A 21,159-nucleotide genomic window follows, 5' to 3' on the forward strand; every position below is an offset into this window, starting at 1 on the left:
CGGTTACTCCTTTTCCTGCTGTTCTGGCTTCAGCGTACGAATCAGCCAGATCAACAAACCGATAATGAAAAATGCGCTAGGGGCCAGCAGGAACAGGCCGTTTGGCAGATACCAGCCGCCGTTCTGCACCGTGTCCAGCACCGTGATGCCAAACAGCTTGCCGCTGCCAATCAGCTCGCGCAGGAACCCCACGGTCAGCAGGATCACGCCGTAGCCCAGGCCGTTGCCGATGCCGTCCATAAAGCTCGCCAGCGGCGGCATTTTCATGGCGTAGGCTTCCGCACGCCCCATGACGATACAGTTGGTTATAATCAGCCCGACAAACACCGAGAGCTGTTTGGAGGTTTCATAGGCAAAGGCGCGCAGCAGCTGATCGACTACGATCACCAGCGAGGCGATGATCGCCATCTGTACGATGATCCTCACGCTGTTGGGGATGTGGTGGCGGATCATCGAGATAAACATGCTGGAGAACGCCGTGACCAGCGTGACCGCCAGCGTCATCACGACTGCCGTTTCCAGCTTGGTCGTCACCGCCAGAGCAGAACAGACACCCAGCACCTGGAGCGTGATCGGGTTATTGGCTAACAGTGGGCCAACGAGCACCTTTTTAACTTCTTTCAGTTCACCGGTATCAGCCATTGTTCAGCGCTCCTTCACGTACGTTTTTCAGGAAAGGACCAAAGCCCAGCTCGCCCATCCAGAAATCAAAACTGTGCTGCACGCCTTTTGAGGTGAGCGTGGCGCCGGAAAGCCCGTCAACGGCGTAGTCGTCACCGGGACGTGCCGCCCCTTTCATCACCTTCAGCGCAGGCAGGCCGTTATCGTCGAGCACTTTCTTGCCGACAAACTGTGCCCTCCAGTTAGGGTTCTCAACTTCGCCACCCAGCCCCGGCGTTTCGCCCTGGTCGTAATACGTAATGCCTTTGACCGTGCGGCCGTCGGTATCAAGGGCCACAAAGGCATACATCATTGACCACAGACCGTTACCGTAAACAGGCAGTACCACTTCCTGAATGCGTTTTTGGGGATCGCGAACCAGATAGATTTCGGCCAGGTTGCTGCGACGCTTAATCCCGGCGGGATCTTGTGATGCCTCCAGCGTCAGGCTCATCTGCGGATCTTTCAGCGCCAGCGCCTGGTTGAATTTTGCCGGGTCTTTATCCAGCAGTTCACCCGTTTTTAAATCCACCAGACGCGCCGAAATACGTTCAGCAAAGACGGCCGAAACGTCGTCCGCGCTCATTCCTTCCTGCATCAGCCCGGCGACGGCCAGGATGTTGCGCTGTTTATCCAGCGCACGTTGCTCCTGCTGCAGGGGTTTTAACCCCACGGCAGAGCCGGCCACGACAATAGAACAGACCAGACAGAGCACCAGCACCACCAGCAGCGTTTTGCTGATGCTGTCGTTATTTTTAACCTCAGCCACGCGCCTTCCTCCGCTTGATATTGGCCCGCACCACCAGGTAATCGAACAACGGCGCAAACAGGTTGGCAAACAGAATGGCCAACATCATCCCTTCCGGGTACGCCGGGTTGACCACGCGGATCAGAACGCACATCGCGCCAATGAGCACGCCATAGCTCCATTTACCTTTGTCTGTAAACGAGGCAGAGACGGGGTCCGTCGCCATGAACATCATGCCGAACGCGAAGCCACCCAGCACCAGATGCCAGTACCACGGCATGGAGAACATCGGATTGGTGGTCGAACCGATAACGTTGAACAGGGTGGCGGTCAGCACCATGCCGATCATCACGCCCGCAACGATCCGCCAGGAGGCCACGCGACCAAAAAGAATGATCGCGCCGCCAAGCAAAATCATCAGCGTAGAGACTTCTCCGATGGAGCCCGGAATGTTGCCAATAAAGGCATCAAACCAGGTGACTGGCTGACCCGTCGCGTTGTTAACCAGCGTTTCGCCGCCGTGTGCCGCCCACTGTGAAAGCGGCGTCGCGCCGGAAAAACCGTCTGCCGCCGTCCACACCAGGTCGCCCGAGATTTGCGCCGGATAAGCAAAGAACAGAAACGCGCGTCCCGCCAGCGCCGGGTTGAGGAAGTTCCGCCCGGTGCCGCCGAAGATCTCTTTGGCAATCACCACGCCGAAACTGATGCCAAGCGCCGCCTGCCAGAGCGGTAGCGTCGGGGGAACAATCAGGGCAAACAGAATAGAGGTCACGAAGAAGCCTTCGTTGATCTCATGTTTACGGATGATGGCAAACAGCACTTCCCAGAAGCCGCCCACGACAAATACCGTGATGTAAATCGGCAGGAAGAACACCGCGCCCAGCGTCATCATGCTCAGCCAGCCCGCGTCTGCGGTGAAGCTTACCCCTAACGACTGGGCCAGACGGTAGTGCCAGTCGGCCTGGATCACCTGCGCCAGCTGCTGTGCATCGTACATGTGGTGCAGCGCCGGAATGGTCTGCAGGCCGACGTTGTACATTCCCCAGAACATCGCAGGGAAGACCGCAAACCACACCAGGATCATCATGCGTTTCAGGTCGATAGCATCGCGAACGTGCGCCGCCCCTTTCGTCACCAGCCCCGGCGTGTAGAAAATGGTCGTCGTTGCTTCATACAGCGGGTAGTACTTTTTGAGCTTTCCTTCGGTAAAGTGCGGCTCAATTTTTTCAAAGAGGTGTTTTAAGCCCATCGGTTATCCTTCCTGCTCAATGCGGGTTAACACCTCGCGCAATACCGGTCCATATTCATATTTGCCCGGACAGACATAGGTACAGAGCGCCAGATCTTCTTCGTCAAGCTCCAGACAGCCCAGAGCCTGCGCGCCGTCGGTATCGCCAGCAAGCAGATCGCGCAGCAGCACGGTGGGCAGAATATCCAGCGGCATGACGCGCTCGTAGTTGCCAATCGGGACCATGGCGCGCTCGCCGCCGTGGGTGCTGGTTGAGAAGCTAAACAGCTTATTACGCAGGAAGTGGCCCAGCGTGGTTCGGGTGACGGAGTATTTTTCCGCGCCTGGCAGAACCCAGCCAAACAGCTCTTTCTCACGCCCTTCCTGCACAATGCTGACCTGCAAATGGAAGCGTCCCAGGTACGCGTGCGCATTGGCCGCATGGCGGCCGCTGAGGACCGAGCCGGAAATCAGGCGGTTTTCGCCCTCTTTCGTTTCCCCCACCAGCAGTTCGTTGATGTCAGCACCCAGCAGCGTCTTCACCAGGCGCGGATTTGCAGCCTGCGGTCCGCCGATGGCGATTATCCGTTCAGCGCAGAGCTCACCCGTAGTAAAGAGCTTACCGATGGCGATGACGTCCTGATAGTTAAGGTGCCAGACCTGTTTCGTCAGGCTGACTGGCTCAAGGAAATGGATGTGCGTCCCGACCAGCCCCGCCGGATGCGGGCCAGAAAATTCATTAAACGTGACCTGCCCCAGCGGATGCCCGCCAGGCTTGCCGCCGCCGGCCTGGCAAACGTGCACTTTTCCGGACGTGAGGCGGGTTAAAATAGTTAATCCAGCATCAAAAGCTTTTCGCTGCGCCAGGATAACCGGTTCCGGGTCCACGCTGAGCGGGTTGGTGTCGATGGCCGTGACGAAAATCGCGGCAGGCTCCGTGCCCGGAACAGGGGTTTTGCTGAAGGGACGCGTACGAAGCGAGGTCCATAAACCGGATGCCAGGAGCTGATCCTGAACGGCGTCACGGTTCAGCGACGCGAGTTCTGCGGTGTCGTAATGGGCAAACTCACGCTTTTCATCGCCCTCAATGCGGATAACCACCGACTGCAGAACGCGCCGTTCGCCACGGTTGATGGCCACAACGGTGCCGCTCGCGGGGGCCGTGAACATCACGCCGGGATTTTTTTTGTCCTCAAAGAGCGTCTGTCCTTTGATAACGCGATCGCCCTCCTGTACCAGCATTGAAGGACGCATACCCAGGTAGTCTTCGCCCAAAATGGCGACATGACGGACACTTGCGCCTGTCGAAACGTGCTGCGCTGGCACGCCTGCAATCGGCAGATCAAGTCCTTTTTTAATTTTAAACATGTGGTTAGCAGGTTTCCATGAACAACAATCCAGTGGGCGCGAAGTGTAGCATTTTCCCCTTCACGCGGGCAGGGAATCCGCCGTCGCGCGCGCCAAATTGCGAGCTAATGCGCAAAGTTCCTGGAGCCATCGCAATTTTGATGGTTTATAAAGTAAAACTAATTTGTAAACTCACCGCCCGGCTCTTGCGAAAATCTATAGCGGTGCTAATGTGAGCGCTCCTAACAGAATAATCTGATTTCGGGTCTCTTTTGCCGTCCTGGCAAGTTGGTCATGGTTTTATCAAGGAACTAGTAGTATGCGTAAAATCGCATTGTTCATTGCGATGCTTCTGATGCCGTGCATGTCGTTTGCCGGACTGCTCAGCAGTAATAGCTCAACGACGCCGGTCAGCAAGGAATATAAACAGCAGTTAATGGGATCGCCGGTTTATATTCAGATCTTCAAGGAAGAGCGCACTCTCGATCTGTTTGTCAAAATGGGTGAGACATATCAGCTGCTTGATAGTTACAAAATTTGTAACTACTCCGGCGGACTGGGGCCAAAACAGCGTCAGGGCGACTTCAAAAGTCCGGAAGGGTTCTACAACGTTCAGCGCAGCCAGCTCAAGCCTGACAGCCGCTTCTATAAAGCCATTAATATCGGCTTCCCGAATGCCTATGACCGTGCACACGGTTATGAAGGTAAATATCTGATGATCCACGGCGCCTGCGTGTCTATCGGCTGTTATGCGATGACCGACTCCGGCATTGATGAGATTTTCCAGTTCGTGACGGGCGCGCTGGTCTTTGGGCAGCCTAACGTACAGGTCAGCATCTATCCGTTCCGCATGACGGACGCCAACATGACGCGTCACAAGTACTCATACTACGCGGATTTCTGGAAACAGATGAAGCCGGGTTACGACTACTTTGAGCAGACCCACAAGCCACCCGTGGTCTCTATCGTCGATGGCCGTTACGTGGTCAGCAAACCGCTGAGCCACGAAGTCGTCCATCCACAGCTGGCGTCAAATTACACGGTCCCCGAGACAAAATAGCACCCACTCGCCTGGCATAATCTTTTGCCAGGTTTCGTTGCCCGTCAGCGGCTGCGTTGCGATAACAGTGACCACATCGTTCGGTGTGGTCTCCTTCTGAAAGTCTATCTCCACATCCTGATCGAGCAGCGTCGCAACGCCAAACGGCGCACGGCGGGTGATCCAGAACAGATTCGTCGAGCAGAACGCCATCACATAGCGGCCATCAGAGAGCAGCATGTTGAACACGCCTTTTTCACGCAGTTCAGATGCCAGCGTCGCGATGTATTTGAACACGGCAGTCATGTTGCCGGGCGTGCGGGGATAGCGCTCCGTCAGCTTGTGCAGCAGCCAGCAGAAGGCTTTTTCGCTGTCCGTCTCGCCGACCGGGCGGAAATTGCCCGTCTCCAGCGACTTATAGCCCGTGAGCTGCCCGTTGTGTGCATAGGTCCAGTTACGGCCCCACAGCTCGCGGGTAAACGGATGGGTATTTTCCAGCGCTACTTCGCCACGGTTAGCCTGACGGATGTGGGCGATCACCGAGCGGGACTTGATGGGATAGTCCTGCACCAGTTTGGCAATCGGTGAGTTAAAGCTGGGCTGTGGATCTTTGAACGTGCGACACCCTTTGCCTTCGTAAAAGGTGATGCCCCAGCCGTCTTTATGCGGCCCGGTTCCTCCACCGCGCTGAACCAGCCCGGTGAAGCTAAAACAGATATCGGTTGGCACATTGGCGCTCATCCCGAGCAGTTCGCACATAACAACACCTCCACAACAGCGGGGGGCACCGGAGCCCCCCAGCGAAGTCTTACTTAACCATCTCTTTTTCGATCAGCTGGATCAGGATGTGGATCACTTTGATGTGAATTTCCTGAATACGGTCAGCATAACCGAAGTGCGGAACGCGAATTTCGACATCCGCTGTACCGTCCATCTTACCGCCATCTTTACCGGTCAGGGTGATGACCTTCATCCCTTTTTCACGCGCGGCGGCGATCGCTTTGATCACGTTGCCGGAGTTACCAGAGGTAGAGATCCCCAGCAGCACGTCGCCTTCACGGCCTACCGCTTCAACGTAGCGGGAGAAGATGTGGTCGTAACCGAAGTCGTTGCCTACGCAGGAGATGTGGCTCACGTCTGAAATCGCAATCGCCGGGTAGCCCGGGCGGTTTTCGCGATAGCGTCCGGTCAGCTCTTCTGCGAAGTGCATAGCGTCGCAGTGGGAACCGCCGTTACCGCAGGAAAGCACTTTGCCACCGGCTTTGAAGCTGTCGGCCAGCAGGACCGCTGCGCGCTGAATAGCGTGAATATTGGCATCATCTTTCAGAAAGTTCGCCAGCGTTTCCGCCGCTTCGTTCAGTTCGTTACGAATAAGATCCTGGTACATGAGGATAATCCTTCAGTATTGATGAAATAACACAGTGGAGTGTACCGGATAGCGGGAAAAGCGAGAAGCTAAAGCCATGCGAAACGTCCGGCGTTTTGATTTTTTGTGCCGGCTAAAACGCGAACAATGTGAACCAGGTTGTAATTATTTTGTAAACACATTGCTAAAGGAAATAACATCAACTACAACCATATCATCACAAGTGGTCAGACCTCCTACAAGCAAGGGAGCTTTTCTTTATGATGATTTTGAGCATTCTCGCAACCGTTGTTCTACTCGGTGTGCTGTTCTATCACCGCGTAAGTTTATTCCTGAGCAGCCTGATTCTTCTGGCCTGGACGGCTGCGCTTGGCGTCGCAGGTCTCTGGAATATTTGGCTTTTAGTCCCTCTTGCCATCATCCTTCTGCCGTTTAACCTGGCCCCGATGCGTAAATCAATGATCTCTGCGCCGGTGTTCAAGGGCTTTCGCAAAGTGATGCCGCCCATGTCGCGTACTGAAAAAGAAGCGATTGACGCGGGCACCACCTGGTGGGAAGGCGATCTGTTCCAGGGCAACCCGGACTGGAAAAAGCTGCATAACTATCCGCAGCCGCGTCTGACCGCTGAAGAGCAGGCCTTTATTGACGGCCCGGTGGAAGAAGCGTGCCGCATGGCAAACGACTTTGCCATCACCCATGAAATGGCCGATCTGCCGCCAGAGCTGTGGGCATATCTGAAAGAACATCGCTTCTTCGCGATGATCATCAAGAAAGAGTATGGCGGCCTGGAATTCTCCGCTTACGCTCAGGCTCGCGTCCTGCAAAAGCTGGCTGGCGTCTCCGGGATCCTGGCGATTACCGTTGGCGTGCCTAACTCCTTAGGCCCGGGCGAACTGCTGCAGCATTACGGTACGGAAGAGCAGAAAGATCACTACCTGCCGCGTCTGGCACGCGGTCAGGAAATCCCTTGCTTCGCGCTGACCAGCCCGGAAGCGGGCTCCGATGCGGGTGCGATCCCGGATACCGGCGTAGTCTGCATGGGCGAGTGGCAGGGCGAGCAGGTGCTGGGTATGCGCCTGACCTGGAACAAGCGTTATATCACCCTGGCGCCAATCGCCACCGTGCTGGGTCTGGCCTTTAAGCTCTCTGACCCGGAAAAACTGCTGGGCGGCGAAGAAGATCTTGGCATTACCTGTGCGCTGATCCCAACCTCTACCCCAGGCGTTGAAATTGGTCGCCGTCACTTCCCGCTGAACGTGCCGTTCCAGAACGGTCCGACCCGCGGTCAGGACATCTTTGTGCCGATTGACTACATCATCGGTGGCCCGAAAATGGCCGGTCAGGGCTGGCGTATGCTGGTGGAATGCCTGTCCGTGGGCCGCGGAATTACCCTGCCGTCGAACTCAACCGGCGGTCTGAAGTCGGTCGCGATGGGGATTGGCGCGTACGCCCACATCCGCCGTCAGTTCAAAATCTCCATCGGCAAGATGGAAGGTATCGAAGAGCCGCTGGCGCGTATCGCGGGCAATGCCTACGTGATGGATGCCGCTGCATCGCTGATTACCTACGGCATCATGCTGGGCGAAAAACCGGCCGTGCTGTCCGCGATTGTGAAGTACCACTGTACCCACCGCGCGCAGCAGTCGATCATTGACGCGATGGATATCGCAGGCGGTAAAGGCATTATGCTCGGCGAAGGCAACTTCCTGGCGCGCGGCTACCAGGGCGCACCGATTGCCATCACCGTGGAAGGGGCAAACATCCTGACCCGCAGCATGATGATCTTTGGTCAGGGCGCAATTCGCTGCCATCCGTACGTGCTGGAAGAGATGGCTGCCGCGCAGAACAACGACGTGGATGCCTTCGATAAGCTGCTGTTCAAACATATCGGTCACGTGGGCAGCAACAAGGTGCGCAGCTTCTGGCTGGGCCTGACGCGCGGTCTTACCAGCGCGACGCCGACCGGCGATGCGACCAAACGTTACTACCAGCATCTGAACCGTCTGAGCGCCAACCTGGCTCTGCTGTCTGACGTCTCCATGGCGGTGTTGGGCGGCAGCCTGAAGCGTCGCGAGCGTATCTCTGCCCGTCTGGGGGATGTGCTGAGCCAGATCTTCCTGGCCTCTGCGGTCCTGAAGCGCTACGACGACGAAGGCCGTCAGGAAGCGGATCTGCCGCTGGTGCACTGGGGCGTTCAGGATGCGATGTATCAGGCTGAACAGGCGATTGACGACCTGCTGGCGAACTTCCCGAACCGCTTCGTGGCGGGAGCCCTGCGCGCGGTGATCTTCCCGACCGGACGTCACCACCTTGCGCCGTCCGACAAGCTGGACCACAAGGTAGCGAAGATCCTGCAGGTACCGAGCGCAACCCGCTCCCGTATCGGTCGTGGTCAGTATCTGACGCCGACGCCGCATAACCCGGTGGGTCTGCTGGAAGAGGCGCTGCTGGACGTGATGGCTGCCGATCCGATTCACCAGAAGATCTGTAAACAGCTGGGCAAAAACCTGCCGTTTACCCGTCTGGACGAACTGGCAAAACAGGCGCTGGCCGGCGGCATTATCAATAAAGATGAAGCCGCTCTGCTGGTGAAAGCCGAAGAGAGCCGTCTGCGCAGCATTAACGTGGATGATTTCGAACCGGACGAGCTGGCGACGCAGCCGGTAAAGCTGCCGGAGAAGCACCGCAAACCTGAAGCGGCGTAACGCGTTTCGCTTATACAAACCCCGCCTCGCGCGGGGTTTTTTATTGCCACATTTTCTCGTAATGACGTGCTACAGTGTCAAAAAGCGGTCTTTTAAGGAGTCTGTATCGTGCCTGGTTTGAAGATTTCTATTTTGCAGCAACCTTTAGTGTGGATGGATGGCCCCGCCAACCTGCGCCACTTTGATCGTCAACTGGAAGAGATTACCGGGCGTGATGTGATTGTCCTGCCGGAGATGTTCACCACCGGCTTCGCCATGGAAGCGGCACAACAGTCAATGCCGCAGGATGAGGTGGTGGCCTGGATGCATGCCAAAGCGCAGCAGACCAACGCGCTGATCGCCGGGAGCGCCGCCCTGCAAACGGATCGCGGGCCGGTGAACCGCTTCCTGCTGGTGGAGCCGGAAGGGAAAGTGCATTTTTACGATAAACGCCACCTGTTCCGCATGGCGGATGAGCATCATCACTATGAAGCGGGTCACGAGCGCGTGGTGTTCGAGTGGCGCGGCTGGCGTATTTTGCCGCTGGTCTGCTACGACCTGCGCTTCCCGGTGTGGTCGCGCAACCGCAACGATTACGACCTGGCGCTGTATGTTGCCAACTGGCCTGCACCGCGCTCCCTCCACTGGCAGTCGCTGCTGGTAGCGCGCGCGATTGAGAACCAGGCGTACGTGGTGGGCTGTAACCGCGTGGGAACCGACGGCAACGGGCATCACTACCGCGGCGACAGCCGGGTGGTGAACCCGCAGGGCGAGATCATTGCCACCGCCGAGCCGCATCAGGCGACGCGCATTGATGCCGAGCTGTCGTTGACGGCGCTGCAGGAGTATCGCGAGAAGTTTCCGGCCTGGCAGGATGCGGATCCGTTTAGCATTGGCTGAAATTTTCCCCTCACCCCGCCCCTCTCCCAACGGGAGAGGGAGGATAAAACATTAACTCACCAGCGCCTGCCCGTCTTTGCGGCTTTCCGTCGCGGCCACGTAGTGTCCTTCCGGCAGGCGATAAATCACCTGCGCCCCGCCGAAGTTGTAATCCTGAAGCGGATCTTCCACCACGATCTGATGACCCCGCTCGCGCAGCGCGGCGATGGTATTGCGATCGAAGGTCGATTCAACGATCACCTCCCTGCCCTGCACCACGCGCCAGCGCGGGGCATCGATTGCCGCCTGTGGGTTTTGCCCGTGCAGCATAATGCGCAGCGCCATCTGCATGTGCCCCTGCGCCTGCATCGGGCCACCCATCACGCCGAAAGACATCAGCGGCTGGCCGCTGCCGTCCATCGCAAAGCCCGGAATGATGGTGTGGAACGGTCGCTTGCTGCCCGCCAGCGCGTTCGGGTGATTGGGATCCAGCACAAACCCGCAGCCCCGGTTTTGCAGGCTGATCCCCGTATCCGGCACCACAATGCCTGAACCAAAGCCCATGTAGTTGGACTGAATAAACGAAACCATCATCCCGCTGGCGTCGGCGGTGCTGATGTAGACCGTGCCGCTCTGCGTCGGGGAACCGTAAACGAAATCAGAGGCGTGCTCGTGATTGATAAGCGCCGCGCGCGACTTCAGATAATGGTCGCTCAGCAGCTCTTTCGCAGCGAACGCCATATGGTCTTCATCCGCCACGTAGCGGTCGAGATCCGCCAGCGCCAGCTTCATCGCCTCAATGGACAGGTGCAGGGACTGCACTGAATCCGGATGATGCTTCTCAATGCCGCACTGCTCCAGAATACCGAGCGCAATCAGCGTGGCGATCCCCTGGCCGTTTGGTGGCAATTCCTGCACCGAACCGCCCGCGAAGTCGCGCGACAGCAGCTCTACCCAGTCCACACGATGGTTTGCCAGATCTTCAGCCGTCAGGTGCGCGCCGTGTTCTTTGGCGAAAGCGGCAATTTTCTGCGCCAGCTCGCCGCGGTAAAAGGCTTCACCGTTGGTGCGGGCAATCAGCTCCAGCGAGTTCGCCTGCGCCGGGTTACGGAAGATTTCCCCCACGCGCGGGGCGCGGCCTTCCGGCGCGAAGCAGGCGCTGAAGCCCGGCTGATCTTTCAGCTTGCTATAGCCGCGCTGCCAGAGATGGCCAATCAGCGGGGAGACAGGGAAACCGTTGCGCGCGTAGTCAATGGCTGGCTGCGCCAGGGTGGTCAGCGGCAGCGTGCCGAAGCGTTCCGCCAGCGCGACCCAGCCGGATACCGCACCCGGCACGGTCACCGCGTCCCAGCCAATTTCCGGCACCGCGTTTTTACCGGCAAACAGATCCGCATGCCAGCTTGCAGGCGAACGACCGGACGCGTTGAGGCCGTGCAGCTTTTCACCGTCCCAGACGATGGCAAAGGCGTCGCTGCCGATCCCGTTGCCGGTCGGCTCAACCACCGTCAGCGCCATCGCGGTGGCAATGGCCGCATCCACGGCGTTGCCGCCCAGCTGCAGCATTTTCATTCCCGCCTGCGCCGCCAGCGGTTGCGACGTGGCGACGGCGTTACGGCCCATCATTGGCGGGCGGCGTGAAGCGTAACCGGATGTAAAATCAAGCGCTTTGGTCATCATGACTCCTTAGTCGTGGCGCGGATCGAGCGCATCGCGCAGCCCGTCACCGAGTAAATTAAAGCCCTGCACGGCAAGGAAAATCGCCACGCCGGGGAAAACGGACATCCACGGCGCCTGCTCCAGAAACCCTTTCGCGGTGTTGAGCATAGAGCCCCAGGAAGGATTGGGCGGCTGCTGCCCCAGCCCCAAAAACGACAGGCTGGCTTCGGCGATAATTGCCGAGGCGATGGCCAGCGTGGCCTGCACCAGGATCGGCGACATCACGTTTGGCAGGACGTATTTGATGATGATCCAGCGGTCCGGCAGGCCAATCGCCCGCGCGCCGTCGATGTACTCTTCGTTGCGAATGGCGATCACCTGCCCGCGCGTCAGGCGGGCGAAGATCGGCATCGCCGAAAGACCGATGGCAATCATGGCGTTGGTCAGGCTCGGACCCAAAAATGCCCCCAGCGCGATCGCCATGATCAGGAACGGACAGGCCAGCAGCGCCTCGATAAACCGCGAGATCACCCCGTCCCACATCTTCTGGAAGTAACCCGCCACCAGCCCCAGCGGCACGCCGATGACCACCGCGATAACGACCGACATACAGCCTGCCATCAGCGAAGTGCGCGCACCCCAGATAATGCGGGATAAAATGTCGCGCCCCAGCTCGTCGGTGCCGAACCAGTACATCGCCGACGGCGCTTTGCGCACCGCCAGGAAGTTGGCTTTGACCGGGTCGAACGGGGCAATCCACGGCGCCAGCAGCGCCACCAGCACAAAGAATCCCACCACCACCGCGCCAATCACCGCACTTTTGTTGGCGAGGAATTTCTTCAGCACCCGGTTCTGCGCGCGCGGCAGCGCGGGCGTAACGGTTTGCGTCGTCAGTTCCGCCATGGTTAACCTCGCATTTTCGGGTTGATAAGGACGTAAAGCACGTCGGCCAGCAGGTTCAGCATCAGGAAGCCGATCGCCACGATCAGCACTACGCCCTGCACCACCGCGTAGTCACGGTTAAATACCGAGTCGACGATCATCTTGCCGAAGCCCGGAATAGTGAAGACCTGCTCGGTCAGCACCGCGCCGCCCAGCAGCTCGCCGAACAGCAGCGTGGTGAGGGTGATGACCGGCACCAGCGCGTTGCGAAACGCGTGCTTCAGGATCACCGCCTTTGGCAGCAGCCCCTTAGCGCGCGCGGTGCGGATGTAATCCGCCTTCAGGACCGCAATCATCGAGGCGCGGGTATGGCGCATCAGCGTCGCCGCAAGGCCCGTTCCGAGCACGGACGCGGGCAGCAGCAGCGTGCGCAGGTTCTGGAGCGGATCTTCACTGAACGGCACGTAGCCGGACGCGGGCAGCCACTGCAGGTTCACCGAAAAGACCAGAATCAGCAGGATCCCCAGCCAGAAGTGCGGGATCGAGATCCCCGAGATCGCCACGAAGTTCGCCCCGTGATCGACCCAGCTGTTTTTGTTCACCGCCGCGAGGATCCCCATGCTGATGCCAAACACCAGCGCGATAATCATCGCCAGCAGGGACAGCTCCAGCGTAACCGGCAGCTTGCTGGCGATCAGCTGCGTCACCGGTTCGTGCGTGCGTAAGGAGACGCCCAGATCGCCCTGCAGCGCGCGCGTCAGCCAGTGGAAATACTGCACGGGGATTGGCGCATCGAGGTTCAGCTCCGCGCGCAGCTGGGCGATGACCGCCGGGTCGCGCTCCTCCCCGGCCATGGCAATCAGCGGGTCGCCGGGCAGCAGCTTTTGCAGCCCGAACACCATCATGCTCACCAGTAGCAGGGTTGGTATAGCCAGCAGCAGACGTTTGCAAATCAGTTCCAGCATGGGTTCTCCTCGGGACCTTTATTTCGCCAGCGTCAAACCCGCCAGACGCACGATGCCGTCCGGGTACGGCTTAAAGCCCTGTACGCTTTTGTTCAGCCCGAAAATGCGCGGCTCGAAGTAGAGGTAGGCAATCGGCATGTCGGTTTGCAGCTGCTTCACCACCTTGTCGTACAGCGGTTGGCGTGCGGCCTGGTCGGTGCTCTGGCGCGCCTGGGTCAGCCACTCATCGACCTGCGCGTTGCTGTAGCGGCCGTCGTTAAGGGTGCCTTTGCTGTTGATAAAGCCGTAGATGCTGCCGTCCGGATCCGGGCGTCCCGACCAGCCGGAGAAGCTCAGCTGATAGTCACCGCTCTGCTGGCGATCGAGCAGCGTGGCGAATTCGGTCATCTGCAGGTTCAGGTTAAATCCGGCCTCGGCGACCATCGCCTGCAATACCTGGCCCACCTGCTGCGAGGTTGGGTTGTTCGGCACCAGCAGGTTGACGGTCAGCGGCGCGGCGACGCCTGCCGCCTTCAGCAGCGCTTTGGCTTTGTCAACGTCACGCGGCGGGACCGGCAGGTTAACGTGATACGGGCTGACCGGGGAAAACGCCTGGTTTGCCGGGGTGTAAAGCCCTTCGAAGACCACCTGGTTTAACGCATCGCGGTCGATGGCCTGAGAAAACGCCTCGCGCACGCGGGCGTCCTTGAACGGATCGTTGGCCGGCACCTTGCCGTTGTTGATGTTGAAGGTAATGCCCTGATAGCCGAGACCGGTTACCTTCGCCAGCGCCAGCTTGCTGTCGGCTTCGACCGTTTTAACGTCGCTGGCGGCGATGCCTTCGGTCAGGTCAAGATCGCCCGCGCGCAGGTTCGCGAGGCGCACGGAGGCGTCCGGGATCGGCAGATAGATAATTTTGTCGAAGTGGTAAGCGTCTTTGTTCCAGTAGTTGTCGAAGCGGGTCAGAACGATGCGGTCCTGGGACACGCGGCTGTCGAATTTATACGGGCCGGAGCAGACCGGGTGGGCGGCAAAGTCCGGCTTTTTCGCCGCCTCCGGGGCCATCATTGCCCCGGCGCGGTCGGTGAGCTGCATCAGCAGCGCGGCATCGGGGGTCTTCAGGTGCAGCGCAATCTGCATCGGGCCGGTGACCTCGACCGATTCAACGGAGGAGATCTCGCTCTTACGCAGGGATCCTTTCAGGGTCAGGGCGCGGTCGAGGTTGTATTTTGCCGCGGCGGCATCGAATTTCTCACCGTCGTGGAAGGTGACGCCTTCGCGCAGATTGAGCGTCAGGGTTTTACCGTCGTCACTCCACGCCCAGTCTTTAGCCAGGCCGGGGACGACCTTCAGATTTTCATCCACGTCCACCAGCCTGTCGCACAGGGAGGCAAAGACGAAGCGGCCATAGTAGGTGCGCGCCAGATGCGGGTCGAGCATGTCCGGGTCAGCGCCCAGGCCGATTCGCAGCACGCTTTCAGAATGGGCGGGCAGCGCCGCGCCAAGCAACATAACACTTCCCAGTACGGTCAAAAGAGAATTACGCATTGTCATTATCATGAGTTCCTTGAAGGAAGGGACGAGTGAGTGGCCGCGTGTTCAAACAGCGCGCGGCGGCGCAGAAAGGCGGCGGATGGCGGTGCGATCTGAATAACGCTGCGATCGCGGTTGATCTCCTGCCAGCGGTGGCAGGCAACCTGACGTCCGCCGTCGAGCACCTGATTGATCGGCTCAACCTGGCGGCATTCATCGGTGACGTACGGGCAGCGGGTGTGGAAACGGCAGCCGGACGGCGGGCTGGCCGGGTTGGGCAGATCCCCCTGCAGCAGCGGCGCATCTCGCTCAACGCCCGGCTGCATCTGCGGTGCCGAGGCAATCAGCGCCTGGGTGTAGGGGTGCAGCGGCGCGTCAAAAATCTCGTCGACGGTGGCAAGCTCGACGATTTGCCCGAGATACATGACCGCCACTCGGTCGCTCATATGGCGGATCACCGCCAGACCGTGGGCGACAATCACCATCGTCAGCCCCAGCTGGTGCTTCAGGCTCTCCAGCAGATTAACCACCTGCGCCTGAACGGACACATCCAGCGCGGATACCGGCTCATCGCCCAGCAGCAGCTTCGGCCCGGAAGCCAGCGCACGCGCAATGCCGATACGCTGGCGCTGCCCGCCGGAAAACTCGTGCGGATAGCGCCCGGCCCAGGCGGCAGGCAGGCCCACGGTTTTAAGCAGCTCGGCAACGCGGTACTGGCGATCCGCTTTTTTCATGTTCTGATGCAGCCACAGCGGCTCACCGACGATCTGCTCCACCGTCATGCGCGGGTTGAGCGAGGCGAAGGGATCCTGAAAAATAATCTGCAGCTCGCGCCGGAGCTGGTTCAGGCGGGCACCGGAGGCGTCGGTGATCTCTTCCCCCTGATAGAACACGCGCCCTTCACTGGCGGCCAGCAGGCGCAGCAGCAGGCGGCCGAGGGTAGATTTCCCGGAGCCGGACTCGCCGACAATCGCCAGCGTTTCGCCCGGCATCACGGCAAGCGAAACGCGATCGACCGCCGTGACAAAGCGTGCCGGAGTAAAGAGTTTTTTGGGGCCGGGGAAAAGCTTGCTGAGGTCACGGGCTTCAAGAATGGGCGTGGTCATGCGGTCTCTCCCAGGGCAATGTGGTGTTCGAGCGGCACGCGGAAGCAGGCTACCTGATGGCCCGCGCCGAGCGCGGTGAGCTGCGGTTTTTCATCATGGCAGCGCGACTGCGCAAACGGGCAGCGGGTGGCAAAACGGCAGCCTTTCGGCATGGATTCCGGGAGCGGGACCGCGCCGGGAATTGTGGAGAGCTGGCCCTTGCGTGCGCCCAGCGAGGGGATCGACCCCATCAGGCCGATGGTGTACGGGTGCTGCGGGTCGGCGAATATTGCCTCCACGCTCCCCTGCTCCACCACCTGTCCGGCATACATCACGGCGACCTGCTGGGCGACTTCTGCCACCACGCCCAAATCGTGGGTGATCATCAGCACCGCCGTGCCGGTTTCCTCTTTTAAGGCGTTGAGCAAGGCGAGGATTTGCGCCTGGATGGTGACGTCGAGCGCGGTGGTTGGCTCGTCGGCAATCAGCAGTTTAGGGTGGTTAATCAGCGCCATGGCAATCATCACGCGCTGGCGCATGCCGCCGGAAAGCTGGTGGGGATATGCTTTCAGGCGCATCTCTGCCGCCGGGATCTGCACCTTCTCGAGGATCTGCAGCGCGGCCTTCATCGCCTCTTCGCGCGAGACGTTCTGGTGTCGCATAACCGCCTCGCTCAGCTGATCCCCCAGCGTGAACGCCGGATTGAGCGAGGTCATTGGCTCCTGAAAAATCATCGCCAGCTCGCTGCCGCGCAGATCGGCATACTCCCGCGGTGAGAGCTTTCGCAGATTGTGGCGGCGAAACTGCATCTCGCCGCTGACAATCTGCGCGCTGGCGGGCAGTAACCCCATCAGCGCCAGTGAGGTAATACTTTTCCCGCAGCCGGACTCCCCCACCAGCGCCAGCGTTTCGCCCGCCCTGACGGTCAGCGAGATACCATCAAGCACGCTAACCGGCGAGCCAGCAAACGTAACGTTGAGGTTTTGCACTCGCAATACGGGTGTAGCGTCCTTAAAGGGTATTGTCGTCATGGCGTGAAGTCGTCCTCAAGGTGGATCGCCTGAATCAGGGCGGTTTGCAGGCTGAGCAAGTGTTCGCGCATGGCGGCCGCGGCTTCATTAGGCTGGCGATGGATAATCGCAGACATGATCTTATGGTGGTGGTCGTTATAGGTGTCGACACGTTCGGGGGTGCGTGCCAGCTCGCGCAGATGCTGCCAGCCCGGTTCGCGCCGAACGGCATCAATGGCATCAAACAGGCCGAGCATCAGACGGTTGCCCGCCGCCTCGGCAATCGCCCGGTGAAAGGCGCTGTCCCAGAGTTCGTTGAGATCGCGGTCGTCCGGACTGACCTTGTCGATGCGTTCCAGCATGCGCTGCATAAGCGCGAGGTTTTCCCTGGTGGCACGCAGTGCCGCAAGCCGGGCTAAGCCGGGTTCGAGCTGCAGACGAGCTTCCATCACTTCCAGAAGGTTGGTTTGCTGAACCAATCCCTGAAGGGCCAGCGGTTCAACAGGTGCCGCCGGGCCAATAAAGGTCCCTTTGCCCTGCTTACGCCAGATGCGCCCCTCTTCTTCCAGCACGTCCAGCGCACGACGCACTTCGCGTCGTCCTACGCCGAGAGTGTCCGACAGCTCACGTTCCGTGGGCAGCGATATGCCTGGTGTTGACTCATGCTGGTTGATAAGCCCGCGCAACTGCTCAAGCGCGGTGCTGGAATTGGCCAGAAACCGTGACGGTTTTTCCATATTGGTTCGCTCGCTTTCATCATGACTTTATTTTTATTAACGATAAGTTATTGATATGGAATGAAGCTTATCGTGCTAATGATTAAGCAATAACCAAACCAATACGCAATTGGTTCGGTATATTTTTGGAAAGCAGGAGATAACCAGATGATTCTGCGTGAATTATTTTTACAGAAAGAAACATTCTGAATGAGGTGCGAAGAGAGGAGTGATGGAGAAATGCACAATTACAGTGCAAATTATGCACTATATCCGTGCAATTGTTAATAAATTGCACTATGCATATTAACTTTTTGTTAACGATAAGAGAGAGAGAATGAGATTACTGAAGGCTGAAACGACGAAAGCCTGAATCATTTCTGATTCAGGCTTTCTGAATAGTGGCGGAACGGACGGGACTCGAACCCGCGACCCCCTGCGTGACAGGCAGGTATTCTAACCGACTGAACTACCGCTCCACTGTTCCCGTTTGGGGAACGAGGCGCATATTACGGTGCGCCTCCGATCTCGTCAACGCTTTTTCTCACGTTTTGAATCGTTTGCTGCAAAAATCGCCCAAACGATGATTTTACAGGCATTAAGGCGTTTTTTCAGGCGCGCCACAAACAGCTGCCGCCCTTCTTCTGGACCAGATCAAGCCGGGATTCGTGGTTAAGAAGCTCTTCGTCACTGGCTAAAATAACCCGCAACCGACTGGCCTGACGGACAACACGCTGAATGCCCGCTTCGCCTTGCGTCTGCTGGGATTCATTTTCCATACTGAACTTCATTGACGTCTGCCCGCCGGTCATCGTCAGATAGACATCGGCCAGGATCTGGGCATCGAGCAACGCCCCGTGGAGCGTTCGCTTGGTATTGTCTATCTCGTAGCGCGAGCAGAGTGCATCCAGGCTGTTACGCTTGCCGGGGAACATCTTCCTTGCCAGCGCCAGGCTGTCCGTCACCTTACAGAAGGTGTTCGTCTTCGGAATATCACGATTAAGCTTGCTGAATTCATAATCCATAAAGCCGATATCGAACGATGCGTTATGGATGACAAGCTCGGCGCCCTTGATGTATTCCAGGAACTCGTCAGCGACATCCGCAAAAGTCGGCTTATCCAGCAAGAACTCATCGGCAATCCCGTGAACGCCGAATGCTTCCGGATCAACCAGCCGATCGGGTTTGAGGTAGACGTGGAAGTTGTTCCCCGTAAGACGACGGTTCACCACTTCAACGGCACCGATCTCGATGATCTTATGCCCTTCGTAGTGCGCGCCGATCTGGTTCATACCGGTGGTTTCGGTATCGAGGACAATCTGGCGAGTAATTGCAGTGCTCATAGCGGTCATTTATGTCAGACTTATCGTTTAACTGAACGTTTCGAATACAGGAAGTCTACCAGAGATGCGTAAACAGGTAGAAATTTTCACCGATGGATCTTGTCTCGGTAACCCAGGACCCGGCGGCTACGGCGCGATTATGCGCTATCGCCAGCACGAAAAAACCTTTAGCGAAGGCTATTTTCTGACCACCAACAACCGGATGGAGTTGATGGCGGCCATCGTGGCGCTGGAGGCGTTAAAAGAACATTGTGACGTGGTGCTAAGCACCGACAGTCAGTACGTGCGTCAGGGGATCACCCAGTGGATCCATAACTGGAAAAAACGCGGCTGGAAAACCGCCGATAAGAAGCCGGTCAAGAACGTCGATCTCTGGAAACGTCTTGATGCTGCGCTGGGCCAGCACCAGATTAAGTGGGAGTGGGTTAAAGGCCACGCAGGCCACCCGGAAAACGAACGCTGCGACGAACTGGCGCGTGCTGCGGCATCCAATCCCGCACATGAAGATGCGGGCTATCAGCCCGACGTCTAATCGGTTTTTTTGTACTGCCGCGTGGCGCCCACGGTCTGGCGGATGGGCGTTTTCGACTTGCTCTGCTTCATGGGGTTAAGCGTAAGGGGAATGGTTCGCTTACGCGCAACGATAAACTGCAAACAGCCCAACGCGGGGAGATGGGTGCTCAGTACCACGCCCCCCTGCCGCGCCCAGGGCAGCACCTGAAAACCACCGTAGCAGAGCACTTCAAAATTCAGCAGTGAAAGCCAGTCGAGCTGACGCATCATCGTGAACATCCGGCTGTTGTAAGGTGGAGTCCGGCGTAGCACCGGTACCAGCTTACGCAGGCCCATCAGGCTTAGCGGATTGAATCCGCTAAGTACCAGCCAGCCGTCATCAATCAGCACGCGATCGGCTTCGCGAAGCAGACGATGCGGATCGCTGCACCAGGGTAGCGTATGAGCGAGCAAACATGCATCGACGGATTTTTCCGCAAACGGCAGATGCAACGGGTCTGCTTTCACCTGAACCGGCGATCCGCCGAGAGAGACGTTAACCTGATGCGAGATAGCGCAGCTTTCGGTATTGATTTCCGCGCTGAGATTGCCAATCTTAAGCAGGTGAAAGCCATACATTTTCGCGAGCCAGGGCTTCAGCTGCTGTTCTAACGCTTCGCGATAGTATTCACCCCAGGGCAATTCCGCCCAACGTTCCGGTGCTGCGACAGTCTGAGGTATCCTTGCCGGTTTCATCAAAACACCCGCCACGCTCTAAGAGGTAATGTATGAATCTTATCAGTATTCCAGCGTTTCAGGACAATTACATCTGGGTTTTGGTTGACGACGATCGCCGCTGCGTCATTGTCGATCCCGGAGAATCCGCCCCTGTACTGCACGCCATAAAAGAGAACGGCTGGCAGCCAGAAGCCATTCTGTTGACGCATCATCATAACGATCACACTGGCGGCGTGCCTGAGCTGCGCGCTCATTTTCCGCATCTTGTGGTTTACGGACCGGCAGAGGCACAAGATAAGGGAATCACGCATGTAGCCGAAGAAGGCGAAAATATCCTCATACGCGAGTGGGAGTTTTCCGTATTTGCCACACCAGGTCACACTTTGGGACATCTGTGTTTCTACAGTAAGCCTTATCTTTTTTGCGGCGATACGCTGTTCTCCGGAGGCTGCGGAAGACTGTTTGAAGGCACGCCAGCTCAAATGTATCAGTCTTTACAGAAGATTAACGCGCTACCCGATGAGACGCTCATTTGTTGCGCCCATGAGTATACATTAGGAAATATGAAGTTTGCAGTGAGCCTCTTACCCGAGGATCGAGCGATTCAGGATTATTATCACAAAGTGAAGGAGTTACGTGCAAAAAACCAAAAAACACTCCCCGTAATTCTGAAAAATGAGCGCCAAATTAATTTATTTTTACGCACAGATGATATTGATTTAATTAATAAAATTAACCAAGAAACAAATTTGCAACAACCAGAACAACGATTTGCATGGTTAAGGTCAAAGAAAGATAACTTCAGATAA

20 protein-coding genes and 1 tRNA gene are annotated in these 21,159 nt (G+C 57.9%); 5 read left to right on the forward strand and 16 right to left on the reverse strand.

Features of this window, described 5'->3' with window-relative positions; all coding sequences use genetic code 11:
- Positions 1 to 3: 3 nt before the first annotated feature.
- From AC27FC_RS09915 to AC27FC_RS09930, 4 genes are read right to left on the reverse strand one after another with little or no spacing between them, the layout of a single operon-like run.
- Positions 4 to 642 (reverse strand): NADH:ubiquinone reductase (Na(+)-transporting) subunit D, encoded by a 639-nt coding sequence (locus AC27FC_RS09915; protein ID WP_033144701.1) that lies wholly within the window; start codon positions 640 to 642, stop codon positions 4 to 6.
- Complete coding sequence (locus AC27FC_RS09920) at positions 635 to 1,429, reverse strand: Na(+)-translocating NADH-quinone reductase subunit C (RefSeq protein WP_033144700.1); 795 nt, start codon at positions 1,427 to 1,429, stop codon at positions 635 to 637. The genes AC27FC_RS09915 and AC27FC_RS09920 overlap by 8 nt, the downstream gene beginning before the upstream one ends.
- Positions 1,422 to 2,657, reverse strand: a complete 1,236-nt coding sequence (locus AC27FC_RS09925) for an NADH:ubiquinone reductase (Na(+)-transporting) subunit B (RefSeq protein WP_048976534.1) — start codon at positions 2,655 to 2,657, stop codon at positions 1,422 to 1,424. Before AC27FC_RS09925 ends, AC27FC_RS09920 begins: the two co-directional genes overlap by 8 nt.
- Positions 2,658 to 2,660: 3 nt before the next feature.
- On the reverse strand, positions 2,661 to 4,004 hold the full coding sequence (locus AC27FC_RS09930; RefSeq protein WP_196354787.1) for a Na(+)-translocating NADH-quinone reductase subunit A: 1,344 nt from the start codon (positions 4,002 to 4,004) through the stop codon (positions 2,661 to 2,663).
- Positions 4,005 to 4,302: 298 nt separating this feature from the next.
- On the opposite strand from AC27FC_RS09930, the gene dpaA reads away from it, so the two are divergent.
- A complete protein-coding gene (gene dpaA, locus AC27FC_RS09935; RefSeq protein ID WP_487160088.1) occupies positions 4,303 to 5,043 on the forward strand; it encodes a peptidoglycan meso-diaminopimelic acid protein amidase in 741 nt (246 codons plus the stop codon).
- On the opposite strand, the gene AC27FC_RS09940 is transcribed toward dpaA, so the two are convergent.
- Entirely contained in the window at positions 5,014 to 5,781 is a 768-nt protein-coding gene (locus AC27FC_RS09940; RefSeq protein WP_023310496.1) for a class II glutamine amidotransferase, read from the reverse strand. The genes dpaA and AC27FC_RS09940 overlap by 30 nt on opposite strands.
- Before the next feature lie 49 nt (positions 5,782 to 5,830).
- On the reverse strand, positions 5,831 to 6,409 hold the full coding sequence (lpcA, locus tag AC27FC_RS09945; RefSeq protein WP_010427884.1) for a D-sedoheptulose 7-phosphate isomerase: 579 nt from the start codon (positions 6,407 to 6,409) through the stop codon (positions 5,831 to 5,833).
- A 239-nt stretch (positions 6,410 to 6,648) separates the two neighbouring features.
- Between lpcA and fadE the strand changes: the two genes are divergently transcribed.
- Both fadE and AC27FC_RS09955 read left to right on the forward strand, forming a co-directional pair.
- Positions 6,649 to 9,093, forward strand: coding sequence for an acyl-CoA dehydrogenase FadE (gene fadE / locus AC27FC_RS09950; RefSeq protein ID WP_029739697.1), 2,445 nt, complete (start codon positions 6,649 to 6,651; stop codon positions 9,091 to 9,093).
- A 108-nt stretch (positions 9,094 to 9,201) separates the two neighbouring features.
- A complete protein-coding gene (locus tag AC27FC_RS09955) occupies positions 9,202 to 9,972 on the forward strand; it encodes an amidohydrolase (RefSeq protein ID WP_039263863.1) in 771 nt (256 codons plus the stop codon).
- Positions 9,973 to 10,023: 51 nt separating this feature from the next.
- On the opposite strand, the gene AC27FC_RS09960 is transcribed toward AC27FC_RS09955, so the two are convergent.
- The 9 genes from AC27FC_RS09960 to dnaQ form a co-directional block, all read right to left on the reverse strand.
- Complete coding sequence (locus tag AC27FC_RS09960; RefSeq protein WP_196354813.1) at positions 10,024 to 11,625, reverse strand: gamma-glutamyltransferase family protein; 1,602 nt, start codon at positions 11,623 to 11,625, stop codon at positions 10,024 to 10,026.
- 9 nt (positions 11,626 to 11,634) lie between these two features.
- Positions 11,635 to 12,510: an ABC transporter permease gene (locus AC27FC_RS09965; RefSeq protein ID WP_029739694.1), complete on the reverse strand. Its 876-nt coding sequence runs from the start codon at positions 12,508 to 12,510 to the stop codon at positions 11,635 to 11,637.
- 2 nt (positions 12,511 to 12,512) lie between these two features.
- Positions 12,513 to 13,454 carry an ABC transporter permease gene (locus tag AC27FC_RS09970; protein ID WP_023310491.1) on the reverse strand — a complete coding sequence of 314 codons (942 nt, stop codon included), beginning with the start codon at positions 13,452 to 13,454 and terminating at the stop codon, positions 12,513 to 12,515.
- A gap of 18 nt (positions 13,455 to 13,472) precedes the next feature.
- A complete protein-coding gene (locus tag AC27FC_RS09975) occupies positions 13,473 to 14,987 on the reverse strand; it encodes an ABC transporter substrate-binding protein (RefSeq protein ID WP_176690098.1) in 1,515 nt (504 codons plus the stop codon).
- A gap of 2 nt (positions 14,988 to 14,989) precedes the next feature.
- On the reverse strand, positions 14,990 to 16,072 hold the full coding sequence (locus AC27FC_RS09980) for an ABC transporter ATP-binding protein (RefSeq protein ID WP_039263859.1): 1,083 nt from the start codon (positions 16,070 to 16,072) through the stop codon (positions 14,990 to 14,992).
- Positions 16,069 to 17,082 (reverse strand): ABC transporter ATP-binding protein, encoded by a 1,014-nt coding sequence (locus AC27FC_RS09985; RefSeq protein ID WP_094935646.1) that lies wholly within the window; start codon positions 17,080 to 17,082, stop codon positions 16,069 to 16,071. The genes AC27FC_RS09980 and AC27FC_RS09985 overlap by 4 nt, the downstream gene beginning before the upstream one ends.
- Positions 17,079 to 17,798, reverse strand: coding sequence for a FadR/GntR family transcriptional regulator (locus tag AC27FC_RS09990; protein ID WP_094935645.1), 720 nt, complete (start codon positions 17,796 to 17,798; stop codon positions 17,079 to 17,081). The genes AC27FC_RS09985 and AC27FC_RS09990 overlap by 4 nt, the downstream gene beginning before the upstream one ends.
- Positions 17,799 to 18,179: 381 nt before the next feature.
- Positions 18,180 to 18,256, reverse strand: a tRNA-Asp gene (locus AC27FC_RS09995).
- A 132-nt stretch (positions 18,257 to 18,388) separates the two neighbouring features.
- A complete protein-coding gene (dnaQ, locus tag AC27FC_RS10000; protein WP_055703371.1) occupies positions 18,389 to 19,120 on the reverse strand; it encodes a DNA polymerase III subunit epsilon in 732 nt (243 codons plus the stop codon).
- Between the two features lie 64 nt (positions 19,121 to 19,184).
- Between dnaQ and rnhA the strand changes: the two genes are divergently transcribed.
- Positions 19,185 to 19,652, forward strand: coding sequence for a ribonuclease HI (gene rnhA, locus AC27FC_RS10005; RefSeq protein ID WP_023334599.1), 468 nt, complete (start codon positions 19,185 to 19,187; stop codon positions 19,650 to 19,652).
- On the opposite strand, the gene AC27FC_RS10010 is transcribed toward rnhA, so the two are convergent.
- Positions 19,649 to 20,368: a class I SAM-dependent methyltransferase gene (locus AC27FC_RS10010; protein ID WP_023310484.1), complete on the reverse strand. Its 720-nt coding sequence runs from the start codon at positions 20,366 to 20,368 to the stop codon at positions 19,649 to 19,651. The genes rnhA and AC27FC_RS10010 overlap by 4 nt on opposite strands.
- A gap of 32 nt (positions 20,369 to 20,400) precedes the next feature.
- Here AC27FC_RS10010 and gloB point away from each other — a divergent pair, with 32 nt between their 5' ends.
- Positions 20,401 to 21,159, forward strand: a complete 759-nt coding sequence (gene gloB, locus AC27FC_RS10015; RefSeq protein WP_048980846.1) for a hydroxyacylglutathione hydrolase — start codon at positions 20,401 to 20,403, stop codon at positions 21,157 to 21,159.

The sequence above is a fragment of the Enterobacter sp. C3_dUdeg genome (assembly GCF_057536195.1).